Origin of the sequence: Weissella paramesenteroides, from assembly GCF_051903945.1 — a bacterium.
GTDB classification, from domain to species: domain Bacteria; phylum Bacillota; class Bacilli; order Lactobacillales; family Lactobacillaceae; genus Weissella; species Weissella paramesenteroides_A.
The window spans coordinates 270689-292572 of sequence record NZ_CP192268.1; the positions used below are offsets into that span (position 1 = coordinate 270689).

The 21884-nt window shown below is 39.2% G+C and carries 17 protein-coding genes; 16 read left to right on the forward strand and 1 reads right to left on the reverse strand.

All coding sequences use genetic code 11. The annotated features are described in order from the left end of the window. Window positions 1–11: 11 nt before the first annotated feature. Both ACQ4QH_RS01295 and addA read left to right on the forward strand, forming a co-directional pair. Window positions 12–3578 carry a PD-(D/E)XK nuclease family protein gene (locus ACQ4QH_RS01295; protein ID WP_439818996.1) on the forward strand — a complete coding sequence of 1189 codons (3567 nt, stop codon included), beginning with the start codon at window positions 12–14 and terminating at the stop codon, window positions 3576–3578. Further along, entirely contained in the window at window positions 3578–7387 is a 3810-nt protein-coding gene (addA, locus tag ACQ4QH_RS01300) for a helicase-exonuclease AddAB subunit AddA (RefSeq protein ID WP_439818997.1), read from the forward strand. The genes ACQ4QH_RS01295 and addA overlap by 1 nt, the downstream gene beginning before the upstream one ends. Window positions 7388–7497: 110 nt before the next feature. Here addA and ACQ4QH_RS01305 read toward each other — a convergent pair whose 3' ends face one another. Next, window positions 7498–8697: an MFS transporter gene (locus ACQ4QH_RS01305; protein ID WP_439818998.1), complete on the reverse strand. Its 1200-nt coding sequence runs from the start codon at window positions 8695–8697 to the stop codon at window positions 7498–7500. Between the two features lie 205 nt (window positions 8698–8902). Between ACQ4QH_RS01305 and glpK the strand changes: the two genes are divergently transcribed. The 14 genes from glpK to purC all read left to right on the forward strand — a co-directional run bounded on the left by glpK (window position 8903) and on the right by purC (window position 21883). Then, on the forward strand, window positions 8903–10414 hold the full coding sequence (glpK, locus tag ACQ4QH_RS01310) for a glycerol kinase GlpK (protein ID WP_439818999.1): 1512 nt from the start codon (window positions 8903–8905) through the stop codon (window positions 10412–10414). Between the two features lie 122 nt (window positions 10415–10536). After that, window positions 10537–12003, forward strand: coding sequence for a glucose-6-phosphate dehydrogenase (gene zwf, locus ACQ4QH_RS01315; RefSeq protein ID WP_439819000.1), 1467 nt, complete (start codon window positions 10537–10539; stop codon window positions 12001–12003). A 169-nt stretch (window positions 12004–12172) separates the two neighbouring features. Continuing rightward, window positions 12173–12643, forward strand: coding sequence for an 8-oxo-dGTP diphosphatase (locus tag ACQ4QH_RS01320; RefSeq protein ID WP_439819001.1), 471 nt, complete (start codon window positions 12173–12175; stop codon window positions 12641–12643). A gap of 156 nt (window positions 12644–12799) precedes the next feature. Next, window positions 12800–13648, forward strand: a complete 849-nt coding sequence (purR, locus tag ACQ4QH_RS01325; protein ID WP_439819002.1) for a pur operon repressor — start codon at window positions 12800–12802, stop codon at window positions 13646–13648. Window positions 13649–13669: 21 nt separating this feature from the next. Further along, window positions 13670–15052, forward strand: a complete 1383-nt coding sequence (gene glmU / locus ACQ4QH_RS01330) for a bifunctional UDP-N-acetylglucosamine diphosphorylase/glucosamine-1-phosphate N-acetyltransferase GlmU (protein ID WP_439819003.1) — start codon at window positions 13670–13672, stop codon at window positions 15050–15052. A 124-nt stretch (window positions 15053–15176) separates the two neighbouring features. Then, window positions 15177–16163, forward strand: a complete 987-nt coding sequence (locus tag ACQ4QH_RS01335) for a ribose-phosphate diphosphokinase (RefSeq protein ID WP_439819004.1) — start codon at window positions 15177–15179, stop codon at window positions 16161–16163. A 65-nt stretch (window positions 16164–16228) separates the two neighbouring features. Then, on the forward strand, window positions 16229–17173 hold the full coding sequence (locus ACQ4QH_RS01340; protein ID WP_439819005.1) for a nucleoside hydrolase: 945 nt from the start codon (window positions 16229–16231) through the stop codon (window positions 17171–17173). Between the two features lie 126 nt (window positions 17174–17299). Next, complete coding sequence (gene rpsF, locus ACQ4QH_RS01345; protein ID WP_002828739.1) at window positions 17300–17599, forward strand: 30S ribosomal protein S6; 300 nt, start codon at window positions 17300–17302, stop codon at window positions 17597–17599. A gap of 70 nt (window positions 17600–17669) precedes the next feature. Beyond that, the gene (gene ssb, locus ACQ4QH_RS01350) at window positions 17670–18221 is read left to right on the forward strand and encodes a single-stranded DNA-binding protein (protein WP_002828738.1); all 552 of its coding nucleotides are present in this window, start codon (window positions 17670–17672) and stop codon (window positions 18219–18221) included. Between the two features lie 55 nt (window positions 18222–18276). Further along, the gene (rpsR, locus tag ACQ4QH_RS01355; protein ID WP_002828737.1) at window positions 18277–18519 is read left to right on the forward strand and encodes a 30S ribosomal protein S18; all 243 of its coding nucleotides are present in this window, start codon (window positions 18277–18279) and stop codon (window positions 18517–18519) included. Between the two features lie 282 nt (window positions 18520–18801). Beyond that, entirely contained in the window at window positions 18802–19269 is a 468-nt protein-coding gene (locus tag ACQ4QH_RS01360) for a hypothetical protein (protein ID WP_439819006.1), read from the forward strand. A gap of 268 nt (window positions 19270–19537) precedes the next feature. After that, on the forward strand, window positions 19538–20029 hold the full coding sequence (purE, locus tag ACQ4QH_RS01365; protein ID WP_439819007.1) for a 5-(carboxyamino)imidazole ribonucleotide mutase: 492 nt from the start codon (window positions 19538–19540) through the stop codon (window positions 20027–20029). After that, on the forward strand, window positions 20022–21143 hold the full coding sequence (gene purK / locus ACQ4QH_RS01370) for a 5-(carboxyamino)imidazole ribonucleotide synthase (protein ID WP_439819008.1): 1122 nt from the start codon (window positions 20022–20024) through the stop codon (window positions 21141–21143). Before purE ends, purK begins: the two co-directional genes overlap by 8 nt. 2 nt (window positions 21144–21145) lie before the next feature. Next, window positions 21146–21883 (forward strand): phosphoribosylaminoimidazolesuccinocarboxamide synthase, encoded by a 738-nt coding sequence (gene purC, locus ACQ4QH_RS01375; RefSeq protein WP_439819009.1) that lies wholly within the window; start codon window positions 21146–21148, stop codon window positions 21881–21883. The last annotated feature ends 1 nt before the right edge of the window (window position 21884 follow it).

The following is a 21884-nucleotide window of genomic DNA, read 5'->3' on the forward strand; positions in this document are numbered from 1 at the left end:
GGAGGCAACAAATGGCGTTAGAATTATTATTTGGCCGATCAAGCGCCGATCATGAATTGGCATTATTGCAGCGAGTTCAGCAGGTTTTAGCGGCAGATGAACAAGCGCAAGTATTTTATATTGTCCCAAATCATATCAAATTTGAAACAGAAATAAATGTTCTAACAAGATTAGCAACATTATCAGGACGCCATGGTGCGGCGATTGCTGTACCTAATGTGTCGGTTTTTTCATTAAGTCGTTTAGCATGGTACTACATGCAAAATGATCCAATTTATCAACAAGCTAATCTATCACAAAACGGATTAACAATGTTGGTGCAAACATTATTACAACAACATAAGACAGAATTGAAGTTGTATGGTAATTTATTAACCAAACAGGGATTTATTGGACAATTTACGACACAATTATTGGAGTTAAAACAATCTGGTTTATCATGGGATGATGTGACAGATATTGCTGATAAATTAACAAGTCAAGAGACTTTACAGATGAAGTTATATGATTTAGCAACTATTGGTCAGTCATTGGAAGATGAATTAGCGCAACGTGGTCAGTATTTAAGTAGCGATTTATTATTGGCGTTAAAAGTGTATCTGGCGACAGAAAAAACAGACATTTCACACCATTATTTCTTTATCAATGATTATTCACAAATGACATCCCCTGAGCGCGGGTTGGTTGAAGCATTGATTACTTACGCAGGCGGTGTCACTATTGCCTTACCAGCAGATGATGGGTCAGCTAGTTTGACGGAAACAGCAATTTCTGAAAATGATTTATTTTATCGACCTAAGATTCTTGGGCGACAATTACGTGATGCTGCGGTGATGCACCAGATACCCGTGATAGCAAATACAATTGAGACGCAGCGTAAAATGAGCCCAGGTATGTTAGCTATTGAAGATTTCTGGATTAAATATGAGCAGCAAGGAATTATCCGTGATGCTTATGATGCGCATAAGGCAATTGAAATTTGGCAAACACACACCCGTTACCAGGAAGTAGAACAGATGGCGCGTTTGATTCGTCAAGAAGTCGCTGCCGGTAAACATCGATATCGTGATTATTTACTAATGACCCGTGATTTGGGTCAGTATGAAAATATCATGCCAGCAGTTTTTGCGCGTTATGAAATTCCGATGTTTATGGATTTGGACCGATCGATGTCAGCACATCCATTGGTTGCCTTTTTGGATAAACTATTACATTTAGCCCCAGCATACACAATGACTGATATTATGGGTCTCTTAAAAACGGAATTGTTAATACCAGATGGTGTCTTATTGGCGGATTACCGTGAAGCCCTTGCGGAAACTGAGAATTATGTGTTGGCAAAAAACGTTGCTGGTTGGCAGTGGACTGATAAAACCCCTTGGCAATATGATCGTCAAGCATTAACAAGCGATGATGAGGTGACTCGTGAACGTGTTGCTGGTAAAGATGCGCAGTTAGCCATGATTCATGATCAAATTAGTCAGATAGTTGCACCATTTTTACATCGTTTGCAGCAAGCACCAACTGCTCGTGACATGGCACGTGAATTATATAATTTTATAACGCAAATCGGCATTCAAAAGCGCCTAATTAACTGGCGAGATAATGCTATTGAACACGGTGATTTATGGTCTGCACAACAACCGGAACAAGTTTGGCGCGTTTTTATTAGCATTTTGGATGATTTTGTCCAGGTATTTGATTCAGAAGTCATGACACTGGAGACGCTCCAAGATGTTTTTACGTCTGCTTTTGATAGTGCCAAGTATGCTGGCATTCCAGCAACGATGGATCAAGTACACATTTCTGAGAGTGGTATTGTGCAACGGACGGGGTACGAAACAGTTATTGTATTCGGTGCGACAAATCACAATTTACCAGCTGTCACCCGTATTAAAGCAATCTTGCATGATGGTGACCGAGCAATACTACAACCAGCTTTGCCAGATAATGTTTTTTTGAAAGAAACTTCAGAACAACAAATGGCCCAAGAGTCTTTGTTGATGTATCGTGCAATGATGGTAGCGGACCAAAGGTTAATATGGACTTATGCAACAAGTGATGGGGATGGATCACAGCAACCATCAACCTATGTGACTCGTATCCAAAAGCAGTTCCAACTACCGTTAGTGCAATTTGACGCCTTACCAGATCCAATGAGTCATCGCGTTGATGATTATGTTGGGACACCAACAAGTACGATTGCACAAATTATTATCGCTAATCGGCAAGCGAAACAACGTGGGACGGTTGATGGACAGTTGAGCGGTGCTTGGCGAAACTTGATGGAACAAGTACAAAAAATAGCACCATATCAATTACAGCATTTGTTGGGTAGCTTACATTATCAAAATGAACCAGAAAAGTTACAACCAGTACTAGTAAATACGCTCTTTGGACATGACCTAAAGGCATCAATTTCACGTTTAGAAAGTTATTCACGTAACCCTTACGAATTTTTCTTACAATACGGGTTGCGACTACAGGAACGACAAGTATTACAATTAACGCCTGCTGAAAAAGGTACCTTGATGCATGCCATGTTGGAGCAACTTTTCCAAACATTGGTAACAAAACAACAAGTATTAGGAGCATTAACAGACGACCAATTACACCATCTAGAACAGGATATGTTACAAGGACTTCTGACAAGTGATGATCCAACATATGATATTTTTAATAGTTCATCACGGATGCGTTTCTTGACGCAACAACTGGCTATACAGGTTCATGAGACGATGATTAGTATGAAACGTGGGCAACTGCTTGACGGTGGAGTTTATACAATTGGTGTGGAAGCCGGGTTTGGTCTGCCACAAAGTCAATTAAAACCAGTCGAATATGATATGCCATTTGGTCGTGTTAAAGTCCGAGGAAAAGTTGATCGTTATGATTTAGTTGAAACGAATGCGGGCAACTTTTTGACGATTGTCGATTACAAATCAAGTAAACGTGTGTTTGATTATAGTAAAGCGTATGCCGGTCTAGAGTTGCAATTGATGACCTATTGGACAGCAATGTTAATGAATAAAGATGTTTTACCAACTGGTGAAATGGGTGGTGCGCTATTCTGGACGCTTCAGAATCCATGGATCAGCATGAATGATTTGACAGGTGATACATTACAACAGTTGCAATCGGCAGCTGATAAACAAGCCATTGAACAAGGTCGTTATCGGGGTGTTTTACGTACAAATGACGACTATATTTCTCGCTTAGAAAGTACACCCGATATTGTTGCACCATACGCTATTGATCGGAAAAAAGATAACTCGTTCAAGAAGACAGCGGATGTTGTTTCGGATGATACATTAGAGACTTTGCTACAATTCAATGAATACAAAATCAAAGATATTGCTGAACGAATTTTAGAAGGAACTTTTCCGCTATACCCATTCCGAGATGGTGCAGCAAGTACAGGATTAATGTATTCACCTTATAAACCAATTATGATGTTTGATGCCATGATGGGTAATCGTTATAACAATCTCGAAAAGTTATCGGTAAATGCAGCATTAGAGGCAATGTCACGATTTATTCAAAAACATCATCAGGAACCAGAGGAGGGTCAAAAATAATGAAATTTACTGATTCTCAATCAGCAGCCATTAAAACAAAGGGACGTAATGTGTTGGTATCAGCTTCTGCAGGTTCTGGGAAAACCCGTGTTTTGGTTGAGCGTGTGATGCAGCGACTATTGGCTGGTGAAAATGTTAATGAGTTTTTGATTGTTACGTTTACGGAAGCAGCCGCCAGTGAAATGAAAGACCGTTTAGAAAGTGCCATTCGTTCAGAACTTATAGCGAGCGTTGGTGAACAGCGACAACATCTTTTAAAACAGCTACGGTTATTAAATATTGCTAATATTTCAACCTTGCATGCGTTTGCGCTACGGTTAATTGAACAATATCACTATACAATTGACTTAGATCCACAGTTTCGATTGATGGATGATGCAGAACGTACTTTGGTTATGTTAGAGGTATACAATACTTTATTAGAAGAACAGTATGCTAATGATAATGAACAACATGCTTTCGCAACGTTCGCAGCGCAATTTACGACGAGTACAACAGATGATAGGGCGTTACAAGAAGCAACTTTCTCTCTGTATGATTTTGCGACTGCTCGTCCAGATACAGTTAACTGGCTGGATCATTTATCGGATTTATATCAGGTTGATCAGGACGATTTTACAAGCAGCCAATTTTATCAAGCGCAGTTAAAACCACAAATTTTAAAAGAATTACAGGGCATTGTTGATAGGTCTGCAATGTTGGTTGCACAAGCCCCAGATACGATGGATGAGGCGCCGGCAATTAATCGGTTATTAAATTTACAGGCTGATGAAACTGCCTATCAACAGGCATTAACATTGGTACAAAATGAAGCCAATGATTGGAATACTGTGCAACAAACTATCAGAAGCATTGATTTGATGAGTTGGGGAGTTGATACGCAGGGGAAACGCAAAAATTTCACAAAGAAACATGATCCTGCACTAAAAATTGCTTGGGATAGAGTTAAAGATGAACGTGAAGCGCTAAAGAAAAAATTTACAATACTACTGGAAAAATATTTTGTATTAGACCAAGCGGGTTTGGTGTTAGCGATTCAAGGTGCTGGTATGGTGATCGATCGTTTGGTGAGGTTAACGAAAGACTTTAGCACAGACTTCTTAACTGAAAAATTACGACGAAAAGTATTGGATTTTAATGATTTAGAGCATTTTGCCTTGCAGATTGTTAGTCAGGATAAGGTAAGGGCTGAATTGCAGGAACGTTACACTGAAATTATGGTTGACGAATACCAGGATACGAATCAATTACAGGAAGCGATTTTGCATGAGATTACTTCGGGTGACAACCTGTTCCAGGTTGGTGATATTAAGCAATCTATTTATAAATTTCGGCAAGCTGATCCAACGTTATTTGCTGGTAAACTTACAACATACCCGTCGGACGCAATTAGTGAGGTGATTACACTTCAAGAAAATTTCCGTTCACAACCCAATGTGACGAATTTTATTAATTATATTTTCGCGCAAGCTATGAGTCGTTCATTAGGAGACATTGAATATACTGGTGAAGCCGAACTGGTTGCCGGTGCAGATTATTATCCTGAGGAACTACCCAAAAAGGCAGAATTGTTGCTTTATTTAGATGATGCAAATCAAGATGAGTCACCCGTTGAGGAAGCAGTAGATGATGAAGCGGACACACTAGCTTTCGATGCACCTTATACCAAAGCAACTGGGCAAATTCGACTGACAGCATTGAAAATTCAAGAATTGATTCAATCAAAATTTGAAATTTTCGATCGTCAAGCGCAAAAGAAACGACCCGTCAATTACGGCGACATGACCATATTGGTACCAACGAAGGGACAAAATTTGGATGTCTTAGATATCTTTCGTGAAATGAATATTCCTATCATGATTGATGGAACTGAGAATTATTTCCAAACCACTGAAATTTCAGTGATTATGAGTTTCCTACAAGTAATTGATAATCCGCATCAGGATATTCCATTGGTAGCTGTATTACGTTCGCCATTGTATGATATTGGGGAAAACGGCTTGGCGCTTATTCGTGCACAAACACCAGAAGAAGATTTTTATACTGCAGTCAAGAATTTATCAAGTAACGAAGAAATCAATACGATTGTTGATATTTCACCAGCATTAGTGAAAAATACGCACACACAAGTACAACGTTTCCTAGCAGATTTAGCAGTATTTCGTGATTTGGCAGTGCAAAATCAAATTGTCACATTATTATGGGCTATCTATAATCGGACGGGTTGGTTGGATTATGTTGGTGGTTTGCCTTCAGGTGCGCAACGACAAGCAAATTTGCATGCACTATATGATCGTGCAGCAGCGTATCAAAAGAGTAGTTTTGTTGGTTTATATCAGTTTATTAATTACGTGACACAGTTGCAAAGCCATGATAAAGATTTAGGTGAAGCAGATGCCAATGTGGCGCAGGACAGTGTGTCCTTAATGACGATTCATCATTCTAAGGGATTGGAATTTCCAATTGTATTTCTATTAAATGCGACCCGTACAATGATCAGTCAAAGGGAAACGCAAGGAAGTATTATTCTCGATGCGCAAGCTGGCGGTGGGATGAATTATGTTGATTTACAACATCACTTGAAATTAATCACACCGCAACATGAGTATATTGCGCAAGTGAAACGGCAAAATGCATATGCTGAACAATTACGTGTCTTGTATGTTGCTTTAACCCGTGCTGAGCAACAATTATTTATCGTTGGTGCTTATGATAACATCGATAAATTATGGCAAACTTGGCAACAAAGTGCTGGTGTAACAGAGTGGATGTTACCAGATACAATTCGTCTCGCCGGTAAATCATTTATGGACTTGTTGGGGATGACCTTGATTCGTCATCCCCAAGCACCAAAACAATTTGCACCATTACGTGTTTATGATGTAAATGATGCCATGCAATTTGATGAGATACGGACAAAGGCACCTAAAAATGCGTTTGCATTTGAACTAGAAGTTATTAACACGCAGGATCTAATTAACCGTGTAGCAAATTATCAGCCACTTAGCGATGATATGAAATATACGCAGGATGTGACGGAAATGCCAGCAGAAGAAAATACTGATTGGCACTCTGTTCTCCAATTTACGTATCCCTATGAAACTGCGACACGAGCAACGGCCTATCAGTCTGTATCAGAAATTAAACGATTATTTGAAGATCCTGATTTGGTTGAAGGTCGGCAATTGCTGGACCGGCGTTTGGTGACGGATGATCTAGCTGGTTTACGTATGACTGATGAGGAATTACCTGAGCCAGATTTCATGCAAGAATCTGCGACTCGATTATCTTCGGCTGCCATTGGAACTGCAACTCATTTAGTGATGCAGCGCCTTGATCTCACCACAGGTCTCCCAACAGAAACAGTCATTAGAGCGCTCATTCAACAGCTAGTGAATGAAAAATTGATTGATGATAAAATTGCACCATTAATTTCGGTTGCTAAAATTGGTAGATTCTTTAATGACTCACCACTTGGGAAACAAATGATTCAACATGCGGATTCGTTACGACGAGAAGTCCCATTTTCATTGCTATTAGATGCTAAGCGGTTATATCGTGCATTTGATGGTGATGATAAAGTGTTGGTGCATGGAATTATTGACGGTTATTTTCAAGTAGATGATGAAATTTGGCTATTTGATTATAAAACAGATCATGTATCTCAACAGGCAGCAACGAATATTTTAACGAAACGCTATGCTGGACAATTAAATATCTATGCGCAAGCATTGGTAGCAATGGGGCTACCAATGCCTAAACGATTCATTTACGCAATTAATGCCGAAAAGTTAATTCGGTTATCATAAATGAATAATTGTTGTTACAGTGAGACTTCGGTCTTTTGGAACATGTTTAAAAGGCCAGCAGTCTACCAATTTGAAATTGGTAAACTGCTGGCCTTTAAAAATGCTCTAAATTATTTTTTTAAATGAAACGTATTTAATATTAAAGTCAAGCTGACAAAGAACATCATGATAACAAATACTGATGCAAAGAGGATTTTATAAGAACCGCTATCAATTAGTAGACCGCCATAAAGTGGGCCGATAGCTCGGCCTAAGGAAACAATCATTGTTAATAATCCTTGGGCATGTCCTTTGGCATTTGGATCACTAAGTTTGTCAATCCATGCCGGAATTTGTGGGCTAGCAAAAATTTCACCGATGGTTAAAATTATAAAACTAGCAATAAACATTGGATATGTTTTTGCTTGAATTAAGACTAAAAAGGATATGGCAAATAAAGTAGACCCACCTAAAACGGTCAATCGTAATGGCAGGTATACAATGATACGATTTAATAGACCTTGACCAAAAATGATGATAATACCGTTTAATGTCCATAAGAATGAATAATCTTTGGTTGTCATTCCCAAATCGGTCATGTGAGTTGCAATCACTGTTTCCCATAAAATATATGACATATAAAAAGCAAAGGCTAGACCTAAAATGGCATAGATAACAATTGGCGTTTTGAATGTACTTTTAGCAGCTCGTGCAGCTGCCCGTGCGCTTTGTTTGGCTAGCCCTTTTATATTGAAGTATTTAACAACTAGGGCAAAAAATACCAGATACATGATGGATGCACCACCAAACACATATTTAACACCGTAATCAAAAAGAAAACCAACAATTGCAGTGCCAGCAACGACACCGATATTCATGAATAAATACTGAAAATTAAAAATTTTTCGAGTATCGACAGATTGAATGGTTGCGGCGTAGGCATTCAATAGTGTATAAATCAGTCCATCGGCAAAGCCAAGTATTAGCATAAAAATCGCGAAGACTGGCCAACTATGCCAAAATGTGAGCATGAGTAAAGTGGCTAATGCGACACCGACAGAGAGGGTCATGGCCTTATATGGACTCCAGTGGTCAAAAAGGCGGCCGCCTAACCAATTACCAATCATCATCGTAACTGACAGACCCATGATAACCATACCAGATATGGTCATGCTTTGATGTAGTATGTTATGCATATAAAGCGTGGTGATGGGCCAAATTAGTGAGGCGCCAGTAGATTGAAAAAATGTTGTTATGTATAAAACGATTGCTTTAATTTCGATGTGCTGCGGTTTGAGCACATCGCCGTCTGTTGACGACTGCGTTATCATAAATCCTCCATAGATTGTGTAAATTAGTACAAATAAAAATTTTGACACCATATACTTTCAGGGGTACCTTTTGTATATGGTATTATGCGTGGAAATCGCATGCTTATCTGTTTTATCCTTAGAAAAGTTTAGCATAAATCGTGGGAATTGGTATACTTAAGGGAGATGAGTTTCAAATCTATACAGAATTATTGGGGAATAAAAAATGGCGATTAAGAAACCAGAATATATTTTAGCAATCGATCAAGGAACGACTGGTACACGAGCAATTGTGTTTAATCATAATGCACGGCGGGTGACATCGGTCGCGGTTCCAATGACGCCAGTTGTACCCAGCACTGGTTGGTTAGAGCAGCGTCCGTTAGATATTTGGCATGCCACGCAAACAGCTGTTGCTGATGCTTTGATCAATGCCGGTATTCGAGGGGACGAAATTAAGGCGTTGGGGATTGCAAACCAGCGTGAAACGACGATTATTTGGCATCGTAAAACAGGGCAACCAATTTATAATGCAATTAGTTGGTCATCAACGCAATCACAGGATATTGCACAGGAAATTGCCGATGATGCAAATAAGACGGAATTGATTCGCCAAAAAACGGGATTACCAGTGAGTGCTTATTTTTCAGCAACCAAAATTCGTTGGATTTTAGATAAAGTACCAGGGGCACAAGCGGCTGCAGAAAATGGTGACTTGGTATTTGGAACAGTTGATACGTGGTTAACTTGGCAGCTGACAGATGGTGCCGTTCATGCGACTGATGCGACGAATGCTGCCCGCACGATGCTATATAATATTCACACACAAGTTTGGGATGAAGAGTTATTAGCTATGTTCAACATTCCGCTAAGTATGTTACCTGAAGTTCACAATAGTAGTGAAGTTATTGGACAAACTAGTCCAATGGCATTCTTTGGTGGCCAAGTACCAATTGCTAGTGTGATTGGTGATCAAAACGCTTCGATGGTGGGACAACTAGCCCTTGAGAAAGGGATGGTAAAAAATACGTATGGTGCTGGGGCGTTCATGATTATGAATACGGGCGAAAAGCCAGTGATGTCAAACAATCGATTGGTAACGACCATTGCTTATCAGGTTGATGATCAACCGGTGTACGCGCTAGAAGGATCTATTTTCTCTGCTGGAACAGCCATCCAATGGTTACATGACCGCTTAGGATTAATTGAAACCCAATTAGATACCTGGACATTAGCAGAAGAGTCTACAAATCAAAATGAAATTTATGTCATTCCGGCCTTTAATGGTTTAGGTGCTCCTTATTGGGACCCGAATGCACGGGGGACTGTTTTTGGTATGACAAGAGGCACAAATAAGGCCGATTTTGTGAAGGCAACTTTGCAATCAATTGCCTATCAAACAGCTGACATTCTATCAACAATGAAGAAAGATTCTGGCTATGAATTAGCCACAATGAAAGCAGATGGTTCTGTTTCACGTAATCCATACCTGATGCAGTTTCAGGCGGATATTGCGCATGTTGAAATTGAACGATCATTAGATGAGGATGCAACGCCCCTTGGTGCTGCCTTCTTGGCAGGGTTAGCAGTTGGTTATTGGCAAGACTTATCTGATTTGCAACGTTATGTACAAGCAGGCCGACAGTTTAAACCAAGATTGGCTGAGGAACAACGACAACATTTGCGCCAAGGCTGGCGTAATGCAATCAAAGCGACACAATTTTTTGGTGAAATTTAAAATTGTAAGCGATTTACATTTTTATAGAAAAAATATGAAAAAAAGTTTATAATTACTTGTGAATGAAATGATGAACTTAAAGAAATTGTTTTTAAGAACTAACTAGTAAAGGAGCATTCATCGTGCCTAAAGAAATTACAACATTGTTGACGTTTTTTGGTGGGACTGGAGATTTAGCAAAGCGTAAGCTATATCCATCTACCTATAACCTTTTTAAGAAAGGTTTCTTACAAGAACATTTTGCGATTATTGGAACTGCTCGTCAGGAGTTAACAACAGATGAATTCCGTGAACTAGTTCGCACATCTATTGCTGACTTTATTGAAGATCAAGCTAATGCTGAAGAATTTATTTCACACTTTTACTACATTCAGTTAGACATTACAGATCAAGCGGGCTATGCAGACATGCTTTCATTAAATAATGAATTGGATGCTAAGTATAGTTTGAAGGGCAACCGTATTTTCTATATGTCAGTTGCACCACGCTTCTTTGGCACAGTAGCAAAGTATTTGAAGTCAGAGAATTTGCTAACTAAGAACGGTGAATTTAACCGTTTGATGATTGAAAAGCCATTTGGTTCATCATATGATACAGCCGAAGCACTTCAAAATGAACTATCAGAAGCGTTTGATGAAAACCAAATTTATCGTATTGATCACTATCTTGGTAAAGAGATGGTGCAAAATATTGCAGCGGTCCGTTTTGGAAACCCACTATTTGATGCTGCTTGGAACAAAGATTATATCGAAAACATTCAAGTCACTTTGTCAGAAGTTTTGGGTGTTGAGGAACGTGCTGGATATTATGATACAGCAGGTGCATTACGTGATATGATTCAAAATCACACGATGCAAGTTATTGGTTGGTTAGCCATGGAAAAGCCAGCATCATTTACGGATAAGGAAATTCGAGCTGCTAAGAACGCAGCATTTAATTCTTTGAAGATTTACAATACACCAGAAGAAGTAGCTGCTAACTTTGTACGTGGTCAGTATGGTGAATCAGCAGATGGTTCACAAAAGAAATATTTGGATGAATTAGATGTACCAGCAGATTCACAAAATAATACTTATGTAGCTGGTAAGTTGCAATTTGATATGCCACGTTGGGAAGGCGTACCATTCTATATTCGTTCAGGTAAGCGTCTAGCTGCAAAGTCAACTCGTGTTGATGTGGTCTTTAAGAAGGGCTTGAACATCTTTGGCGAAGGGGTCTCACTAGACAACCCGGTTCTATCAATTTTGATTGATCCTAAGGGCGGTATTGAGTTTAAAATTAACGCCAAAGACATTACGTCATCGTTTGCAACACGTACCATTGACTTAGATTGGCAAGTTTCTGATGAAGATAAGGCGGTCACACCTGAACCATACGAACGTATGATTCATGATGCGATGAACGGTGATGGTTCAAACTTCGCTGATTGGAATGGTGTTGGCACTGCTTGGCGCTTCGTTGATGCTATTCAAGCTGCTTGGGATGCAAAGAAAGAATCATTCCCTAATTATGTCTCAGGCTCAATGGGACCAGTTGCAGCTGATGAATTGCTAGCTAAAGATGGTAACGAGTGGATTTTTAAGGGTTAAACTTGTTTTGTAAAACTAAATAAGCTGTTGATCCTTCGAGATTGAGACAAAAGACGGTTTCGATCTTTTGGAACACGTTTAAGGTCATCAATCTACTGACTTCAAATCGGTGGATTGATGGCTTTTTCAGTTTATGATAACGGTATTTTAAAAATAATAAGGAGCGATTATGTCCAGATATACACCAATTGAATTGACTAATATGATTATGATTGAAAATCCTGAAACGAATGAAATCTTGGTTGAGAATCGACGGAATCCAATATGGCCCGGCGTGACCTTCCCTGGTGGACATGTGGAAGTGGGAGAAACGGTGACACAATCAGTCTATCGCGAAGCATATGAAGAAACGGGACTAATCATTGAAGAACCGAAAATGGTTGGTATTAAGGAGTGGCCTTTAGAAAATGGGGCTCGCTATATTGTCTTTTTATATAAAACAAATCAGTATCATGGTCAAATTCAAACAGGGCGTGAGGGTGAAATATTTTGGACAACACGCGAACAATTATTGAATGGCCAATTTAAGTTGCCAAACACATTTGCAGAAATGTTACCCGTTTTTGATAATCCTGAAATAAATGAGTTAGCGTTACATGCAACGGTTGATCAGGTGATCCAAGATATTAGCTGGCAATAAAGTTACAAAACACGAACGTCCGAAAAAATTTAATTTTTTTAAAGGAAATGCCCTTTGGTTTCGGATTTTATCAGTGTTTTTAAACTTAAAATGAACGAATATGTTATAATATTAGTATTAAATTAAAAATTACCGAACGTTCGAGGTTATAAAAATATGAAAACACGTCGAAGCGATCGTTTAGTAGATATGACACGTTATCTATTAGAACGACCACGTACTCTAGTCTCATTAACACATTTTGCTGAAGAATATGAAAGTGCCAAGTCATCGATTTCAGAAGACTTGACTATTTTAAAGCGGACTTTCCGTGAACGTGGTATTGGTCTTTTGGAGACCATTCCTGGTGCTGCTGGTGGTGCCCGATTTACACCATACATGACAAAAGCGGATGCTAAGGAGTTTGTGGATTCTTTGGTTAATGCCATTGATGATGAAACCCGGGTTCTACCTGGTGGTTATGTCTATCTTTCAGATATTTTGGGTCAACCATGGTTCTTGCAACGCATTGGTCGTTTGATTGCAACGCAATATTTGCGTGAACCAATTGATGCCGTGATGACAGCGGCAACAAAGGGAGTGCCTGTTGCACAAGCAGTTGCTGAGCAATTGAATGTGCCATTTGTGATTGTACGTAATGATACAAAGGTTACCGAAGGACCGACAATGTCCGTTAATTATGTGACTGGTCAATCACAACGCTTAGAAAAGCTTGAACTATCTCGACGTTCTTTGCCAATGGGGTCACGAGTTTTGATCGTTGATGATTTTATGAAAGCTGGTGGAACAATTCGTGGTATGGCCTCTTTGGTTAAAGAATTTGAGGGTCAAGTTGTTGGTGCTGCCGTTGTTGCTGAAGGTCGGGTCGAGCATCGGGTGATTGATGAATATACGTCATTGATTCATGTTGATACAAACAAGGATGATGGTATTATTAACGTCACATCTGGAAATTATGCAGATGAAATTTATACCAAGTTTGAAGAAGAATTAGAAAGTAAATAGTATTAGATTAAGGTGGAAGTCATGCAAAGATTTGTCATTGTTTTAGCAGCAGGAAAAGGGACACGAATGAAGTCTGATTTACCAAAGGTGCTGCATAAAGTTGGTGGTAAGCCAATGGTGCAGTTGGTGGTGGATACAGTAAAGCAAGCAGGTGTTGCTAAGACGGTTACCATCATTGGTAATGGTGCTGAACAGGTGAAAGATGCTTTAGGTGATTCTTCTGAGTTTGCAGTACAAACTCAGCAATTGGGGACAGGTCATGCGATTCAAATGGCTGCCCCTTTGTTAGCGGCTGAACAAGGTATGACGTTGATTGCTTCAGGTGATGCCCCCATGTTTACAGCAACTACTTATCAAGATCTATTTAGTTATCATGAGCAATCTAACAATGCCGTCACTGTGCTGACGGCAAAAGCACCAGATCCCACTGGTTATGGTCGAATTATTCGTGACGAACAAGGTAATGTATTACGAATTGTTGAGCAAAAAGATGCTAATGATGATGAGAAAAAGGTTGACGAAGTTAATACTGGTGTCTATGTTTTTGATAATCAACTGCTATTTGAAAGCTTGCAACATGTCACAAATGATAATGCGCAAGGGGAATATTACCTCCCAGATACGTTAGAAATTTTGCGTGAGTCTGGTCAAACTGTTGGTGCCTTTCAAATTAGTGATTTTGGTGAGTCAATGGGTGTCAATGACCGCGTTGCACTAGCCAAAGCAAACCAAATTATGCGCCAACGAATTAATGAAGCACATATGCGAGCTGGCGTTACTTTGATTGATCCAGCCAATACTTATATTGATGTGGATGTGCAAATTGGTGCGGACACGTTGATCGAGCCCAATGTCTATCTAAAAGGGCAAACCCAAATTGGGCGTCGTGTTGTGTTGACATCAGGGTCAACAATTGTTGACTCCATAGTTGCTGATGACGCTCAAATCGATGCTAGTCATCTGGAAGAAGCCGAAGTACGTGAGGCAGCAACGGTTGGACCATTCGCCCACCTACGTCCAGCAGCATTCTTGGATCGAGAAGCACATGCGGGTAACTTTGTTGAGGTAAAAAAGGCAACATTAGGTGTTCGTTCAAAAATGGGTCACTTGTCTTACCTAGGAGATGCGACGATTGGGACTGATGTAAATATTGGTGCTGGGACGGTATTTGTTAACTATGATGGCATGAATAAATGGCATTCAAATGTTGGTGATCGGGCCTTTATTGGATCTGGATCTAAAATTATTAGTCCAGTAGAAATTGCAGATGAGTCTTTTGTAGCAGCTGGATCAATCATTACTGATGATGTACCTGAACATGCAATGGGTATTGCTCGTGCACGTCAAACAGTTAAAGCTGATTTTTGGCAGCGGACACCTTTGTTTAAAAAATTTAATAAGTAGTCATCGAATTAGTTTGTCTGTAACACCGGTTAGTCAATAATAGATTGAAGAATACGTTGAAAAACTGTACAATGGGATTATTAAAGACTTGAATACGCATGTGAATGTGTCTATGGAGGAAAGCATGGCAACTTATTCGGATCCACATTTGAAAATATTTTCATTGAGTAGCAATCGACCATTAGCGGAAAAGATTGCTGCCGCTATTGGTGTGGAACTATCGAAAATAAATATCGCTCGGTTTAGTGATGGAGAGATTCAAATTAATATTGAAGAATCTGTCCGCGGGGATAACGTATATGTTATCCAACCAACATCAGCACCAGTTAATGACAGTTTGATGGAACTGTTAATTATGATTGATGCATTGCGTCGAGCAAGCGCACGTTCAATTAACATTGTAATGCCTTACTATGGTTATGCACGCCAAGACCGTAAGGCACGTTCTCGCGAACCAATTTCAGCAAAGTTGGTTGCTAACATGCTTGAAATGGTTGGTGCAACTCGAGTATTAGCACTTGATTTGCATGCATCACAGATCCAAGGATTCTTTGATATTCCGGTTGATCATATGACGGGGGCGCCATTATTAGCTGACTATTTGATTACAACAGGTATTGCAGATGACAATACCGTTGTCGTATCTCCTGACCATGGTGGTGTCACTCGTGCACGAGCTTTAGCAGAGTTATTGGGATCACATGAACCAATTGCCATTATTGATAAGCGTCGTCCAAAGGCTAATGTTGCACAAATTATGAACATTATCGGTGACGTTAAGGGTAAGCGGGCTATCATGATCGATGATATGATCGATACTGGTGGTACGATCACACAAGGGGCACAAAAGTTGAAAGACGAAGGAGCTTCCGAAGTGTATGTTGTTGCAACGCATGCGGTCTTTTCAGGTAAGGCTGTTGAAAATCTACAAAATTCCGTATTTGAGAAAGTTATTGTGACAGACTCAATTAATTTGCCAGAAGAAAAGAAGTTCCCAAAGTTGGTTCAAGTTTCGACTGCAGAATTGATTGCGGAAGCAATTAAGCGAATCAATGAGAACAAAGCGGTTTCACCATTGTTCAAAACACGTTTTCACCGTACAGCTGATTAAGTAAGAAAAATAAGTCGTTGTTCTAGCAAAGTTTAGAGCAGCGTTTTTTTATAAGGGGATAAAAAATGGCCAAAAAAAAGATGATTTTAGACTTGGATACTGGTGTTGACGATGCATTAGCATTAGCGTATGCACTGGCAACTCCCGATGCTGATTTAATTGGTGTGGTGTCTTCATTTGGAAATACCCAAGTTGAGACTGCTGCTCAAAACACATTGAAATTATTAGAGCTCTTAGATGAGCAGCATGTACCCGTTTTTGTTGGGGCAGCTCATTCATCAGCAACTGATAGCTTTGAAACCATGCAGGTATCAATGGATATCCATGGTAAAAATGCTATTGGGGATGTTGTCTTACCAGATCCTAAGGCGACGCCAGAAACGACGCCAGCAGTTGATTTTTTAATTGAATCTGCCCACCGGTACGCTGAAGATTTAATTGTGGTACCAACTGGTCCACTAACTAACTTGGCAGCAGCCTTTCAAAAGGATTCTCAAATAGCTGATTTGATCGGAAATATCACTTTAATGGGTGGGGCATTAACTGTTCCAGGTAATGTAACACCATATACTGAAGCAAATATTAATCAAGATCCTGCAGCGGCTGACTATGTTTTCAAACATGCAAAACATCTGGTAATGGTTGGCTTGGATGTGACGTTACAAACATTGCTAACGAAGAAAGAAACGCAACAATGGCGTGACTTAGGTACGCGTCAAGGTCGTGTGTTTGCCGATATCTTCGATTATTATATCGATGCCTATTATAATTTAGATATTAATCATGCTGGCGCTGCATTACATGATCCATTGGCTGTTGGTGTGGCAGTCGATCCAAATTTGGTGACATTACTACCATTGAATATGATGGTTGATGTCAATGATGGTCGCACAATTGGTGATCCGAGTCGTTTGCGTGATTCACATAAAAATAACTATGTTGCCGTTGAAGTGGATGAACCATTTTATTTAGAGCGATTTATGAACTATACATTGCAGATATTATCATAACAATCAATAGTTAAGGCTTGCCAAATGCCTTATTATCGTGTAACATAAGTGTTTGTGAGTTATCAGTAATTGATAGCTCTCCTTGCCGGCAGGTAGTCGGCCATAGACCAAAAGGAGGAATATATAATGGCATACGAATTAACATACATTATTCGCCCTGACATGAATGCTGACGCTAAGAAAGCATTGGTTGAGCGTTTTGACAAAGTGTTGTCAGATAATGGTGCTACGGTGGTTGAGTCAAAGGACTGGTCATCACGTCGTTTTACTTATGAAATTGCAGGTTACCGTGAGGGTCTTTACCACATCGTTAACTTTACTGCAGAAGATGACGCAGCTATTAACGAATTTGATCGTTTGGCTAAGATTTCAGAAGACATCTTGCGTCACATGGTTGTAAAGCGCGAATTAGCATCAGCTGAGTAATTTTTATAAGTTACTTTAATTTAATAAATTTAGTGGCTAGGTCTGAGGACCTTGAAAGGAGGCTTTCCATATGATAAATCGTGTTGTTCTGGTTGGTCGTTTGACACGTGATGTTGAATTACGTTATACGACTTCTGGTGCTGCTGTTGGTTCATTTACAATTGCCGTTAATCGACAATTTACAAATGCTAACGGTGAGCGTGATACTGATTTTATTAATGCTGTCATTTGGCGTAAGTCAGCAGAAAATTTTGCTAATTTTACATCAAAAGGTTCGTTAGTTGGTATTGAAGGCCGTATTCAAACTCGTAATTATGAAAATCAACAAGGGCAACGTGTTTATGTCACGGAAGTCGTCGTTGATAACTTCTCATTGTTAGAAAGTCGTGCTGAAAGTGAAGCACGCCGTTCTCAGAGTGGTTCAAATAATACGAATAATTTTGGTGGTGGACAGCAACGCAGTCAGGGGAATTTTAATTCCTCATCATCACAAAATCCATTTGGTGCACCAGCATCAAGTGGTAATGTGTTTAATGGTGGCTCAGCTAATTCACAATCATCAAATGATCCTTTCGGTGGTGGTCAAGAGATTGATATCTCTGATGATGACCTACCATTCTAAATTATTAACAAACAACATTGTCTAACGACATTATTCTATCAGGAGGAATTTAATCATGGCACAACAACGTCGTGGTGGCGGACCTCGTCGCCGTCGTAAGGTTGACTTTATCGCAGCCAACCACATTGAATATGTGGATTACAAAGATACTGAATTATTGGAACGTTTCATCTCAGAACGTGGTAAGATTTTGCCTCGTCGTGTTACTGGAACTTCAGCAAAGAACCAACGTAAAGTTACGACTGCTATTAAGCGTGCTCGTATCATGGGTCTTTTGCCATTCGTTGCAGAAGATTAATTACGTATAAGAAAAGTTGGAACAAATTTTTTTGTTCCAACTTTTTTTGCTAAAAATGTATTAATTATCAGCATGAAAGTTTTATAGCATAAACGCGTTCCAAAAGTCTGAAGCCTCAATGTAACGCAATTTACGCAATCCCTGTCCTTCGCGTTGCTACGGACAAAAATTGCGCAAATCACGTTACACACCGGCTTCAAAACAACTTTTGTCTCGCTCTTTTTTTAGATAGTCGCTTTGAGCAATGATATCAGTTACAATACAAGTACAAGGGAGGCATATATGAAAAGAGTAATCATGTACATCGTTGTATTTGTATTAGGTATTGTTTTAGGGGGATTAGGGGTCCATTTTGTTTCGGATTATCAGACCGATAAAGCTGAAGATAAATATGAGTCAAGTTATCGTGATTCAAGAGCGGCTTCACTAAAACAGAGTCAAAATTCTGTCAGCAGTCAGAGCGATAGTACAGAAAGTAGTCAGGTTGTATCCTTGCCATCGCAAGCAGAGGTTACAAAACGTGTAAGTAATGATCTTGATAAGTTTATTGCAGAACAAAAAGACGGTTTGCTTAAGACGGCATCTGTTGAAGATTCTGTAGATGCATTTGAAGATTCGTATCTTGATACTTATGAGGATGAACTGCAAACAAAGTATCCAGGCGATGCTAATGAAGATCAAATTGAGCATTTATTAGATACGGCAGTAGCGACGGTAAATATACACCAAAAAATTTCAGATAATAAATGATGAATTTAAATAAAAATATTTATCAGTAAGGCATCGGTAAAATGCTGGTTTTAATACCAGTATTTTACCGATTTTTTTGTAGCTAGTTCCCAATCTAATGCTAAAAGTGCCGAATTTTTAAAAACACGAACTTTATTAAAAATCCAAACTTTTTAAAGCCTTTTTTTGAAATAAACACGAATTATAGACATTGACTTAAATAATAAAGTTAAGTATTATGAAAGTGAAAAATAGGTGTGTTAACGACGAATTTAAAAAGTGAGGAATAATGGTGACAAATGAAGTTGCAGTATTGATGGGATCGATTTCAGATTGGTCGACGATGAAATTAACGTGTGAACAACTTGAAAACCTAGGTATATCATACGAAAAACATGTTATATCAGCTCATCGTATGCCTAATGAATTACAGGAATTTGGTCAAAATGCTCGCATGCAAGGATACAAAGTAATTATTGCAGGTGCTGGTGGTGCAGCACATTTGCCAGGGATGATTGCAGCAAATACAACCTTACCGGTGATTGGTGTTCCGATTAAAACACGAACATTGAATGGTGTAGATTCATTACTTTCAATTGTTCAGATGCCAGCAGGAGCACCAGTAGCAACGGTTAGTATCGGTGAAGCTGGTGCTAAGAATGCGGCTATTTTAGCGGCGCAAATTTTGGCAGTCGCACAATTAGATGTGCAAGAAAAATTAGTTGCATTCAAACAGATGCAACGTCAAGAATCTATCGAAAGTGAGGCGCGTTTTGATTAAAACGATTTTACCGCCAGCTACAATCGGTATTGTTGGTGGTGGACAATTAGGTCAAATGATGACGTTAAGTGCTAAAAGTATGGGATATAAAGTTGGCATCTTAGATCCTACACCGGATGCACCGGCTGCCCAGGTTGCAGATTTTCAAATACAAGCAAATTATGATGATGAAGCCGCGTTATTGGAATTGGCACATCGTAGTGCTGTTTTAACCTATGAATTTGAAAATGTCGCTGAAGAAACTTTAAAAAAAGCAGCAGCATATGCGGCCTTACCTCAAGGTGTTAATTTACTGCATATTACCGGGCAACGTTTGCGGGAGAAAAATTTTTTAAGAGATGCACAGGTACCAGTAACAGAGTTTGCAGCGGTTAATGATGAGGCGTCATTACAAACAGCTATTGCGAAAATTGGTTATCCGGCACTTTTAAAAACAGTCAGTGGTGGTTACGATGGCCATGGTCAGCTTGATATTAATAACTCTGCAGACTTAATCACTGCTAAGCAATTGTATGGTCAAGCGCCATGTATCCTAGAAGCTCGTCAGCATTTTCAAGCAGAAGCTTCGATTATGGTAACACGAGACTTGCACCAAAAAACTTATACTTTTCCGTTGGTGACGAATCAACACAAAAATCACATTTTACATACAACGATTGCTGCCAATCAATTTCCTGAAATACTACGTCAGAAAGCAAAAACTTATGCTGAAAAAATTGCTGAAAAGCTCGATCTCCATGGGATTTTAGGTATTGAATTTTTTGTTATTAATGATCATGAATTGATTGTCAATGAATTGGCTCCTCGACCACATAATTCAGGTCACTACACGATTGAGGCATGTAACATCTCACAGTTTGAAGCACATATCCGCAGTATTTGTGGCTTGCCAATACCTGTAATTAAGCAAGAACATCCCACGGTGATGCGTAATTTATTAGGGACTGACTTAACGTTAGCGCGAGAATTATTAAATGACCATCCGGAGTGGCATTTCCATGATTATGGTAAAGCTGAAATTAGACCACAACGAAAGCTTGGCCATATTACTGTCGTAGGTGATGATGTTGACGAATTGCTCGAAATGACCGCTATGTTAAAGGGAGAAAATTAACGATGACTGAACTGGCAGATATAGAAAAACAAGAATTGTTATACCAAGGAAAAGCAAAAGAAATGTACACAACGAATGATCCGGAAATTTTATGGGTACATTACATGGATCAAGTAACTGCTTTAAATGGGAAACGTAAAGTACAGATGAAGGATAAGGGTAAGACAAATTGTGCTATTTCATCGCAATTATTTACGGATTTACGGCACCAAGGCATAGAAAATCACTTTATAAAGCAATTGGGTCCTACTGATCAATTAGTACAGCGTGTTCAGATTATCCCTTTGGAAACCGTTGTTCGTAATTATGCGTCTGGTAGTTTTGTAAAACGATATCAAGTAGATTATTTGCAAAAATTTGAACAACCAGTCATTGAATTTTTCTATAAAAACGATGCATTAGATGATCCTTTTTTGAACGATGATGATGCTTTGGCACTGGGTGTTGCGACAAGCGATCAAATTGCAGCGATTCGTAAACTTGCACGACAAGTTAATCAACATTTGATTCAAATTTTTACCAAAATGAATGTACAACTTGTTGATTTTAAACTTGAGTTTGGGTTAACAACAGCCGGGGATGTCATTTTAGCAGATGAGTTGTCACCTGATAATTGTCGTTTAGTTGATATGAAAACAAAAGAGTCACTAGATAAGGACATTTTCCGTAAAGGATTAGGCGAAATGGTGCCGGTCTATGAAGAAATTTTGCAACGCTTACAGCACTCGGAGGAAATCTAAA

Excerpts from the sequence above, each read along its gene's own strand:
- rpsF (WP_002828739.1), top strand. The coding sequence starts at position 17,300 with ATGGCATACGAATTAACATACATTATTCGCCCTGACATGAATGCTGAC.
- ACQ4QH_RS01335 (WP_439819004.1), top strand. The coding sequence starts at position 15,177 with ATGGCAACTTATTCGGATCCACATTTGAAAATATTTTCATTGAGTAGC.
- glpK (WP_439818999.1), top strand. The coding sequence starts at position 8,903 with ATGGCGATTAAGAAACCAGAATATATTTTAGCAATCGATCAAGGAACG.
- purR (WP_439819002.1), top strand. The coding sequence starts at position 12,800 with ATGAAAACACGTCGAAGCGATCGTTTAGTAGATATGACACGTTATCTA.
- addA (WP_439818997.1), top strand. The coding sequence starts at position 3,578 with ATGAAATTTACTGATTCTCAATCAGCAGCCATTAAAACAAAGGGACGT.
- glmU (WP_439819003.1), top strand. The coding sequence starts at position 13,670 with ATGCAAAGATTTGTCATTGTTTTAGCAGCAGGAAAAGGGACACGAATG.
- ACQ4QH_RS01320 (WP_439819001.1), top strand. The coding sequence starts at position 12,173 with ATGTCCAGATATACACCAATTGAATTGACTAATATGATTATGATTGAA.
- ACQ4QH_RS01340 (WP_439819005.1), top strand. The coding sequence starts at position 16,229 with ATGGCCAAAAAAAAGATGATTTTAGACTTGGATACTGGTGTTGACGAT.
- ACQ4QH_RS01295 (WP_439818996.1), top strand. The coding sequence starts at position 12 with ATGGCGTTAGAATTATTATTTGGCCGATCAAGCGCCGATCATGAATTG.
- ACQ4QH_RS01305 (WP_439818998.1), bottom strand. The coding sequence starts at position 8,697 with ATGATAACGCAGTCGTCAACAGACGGCGATGTGCTCAAACCGCAGCAC.
- ssb (WP_002828738.1), top strand. The coding sequence starts at position 17,670 with ATGATAAATCGTGTTGTTCTGGTTGGTCGTTTGACACGTGATGTTGAA.
- purE (WP_439819007.1), top strand. The coding sequence starts at position 19,538 with ATGGTGACAAATGAAGTTGCAGTATTGATGGGATCGATTTCAGATTGG.
- rpsR (WP_002828737.1), top strand. The coding sequence starts at position 18,277 with ATGGCACAACAACGTCGTGGTGGCGGACCTCGTCGCCGTCGTAAGGTT.
- purC (WP_439819009.1), top strand. The coding sequence starts at position 21,146 with ATGACTGAACTGGCAGATATAGAAAAACAAGAATTGTTATACCAAGGA.
- ACQ4QH_RS01360 (WP_439819006.1), top strand. The coding sequence starts at position 18,802 with ATGAAAAGAGTAATCATGTACATCGTTGTATTTGTATTAGGTATTGTT.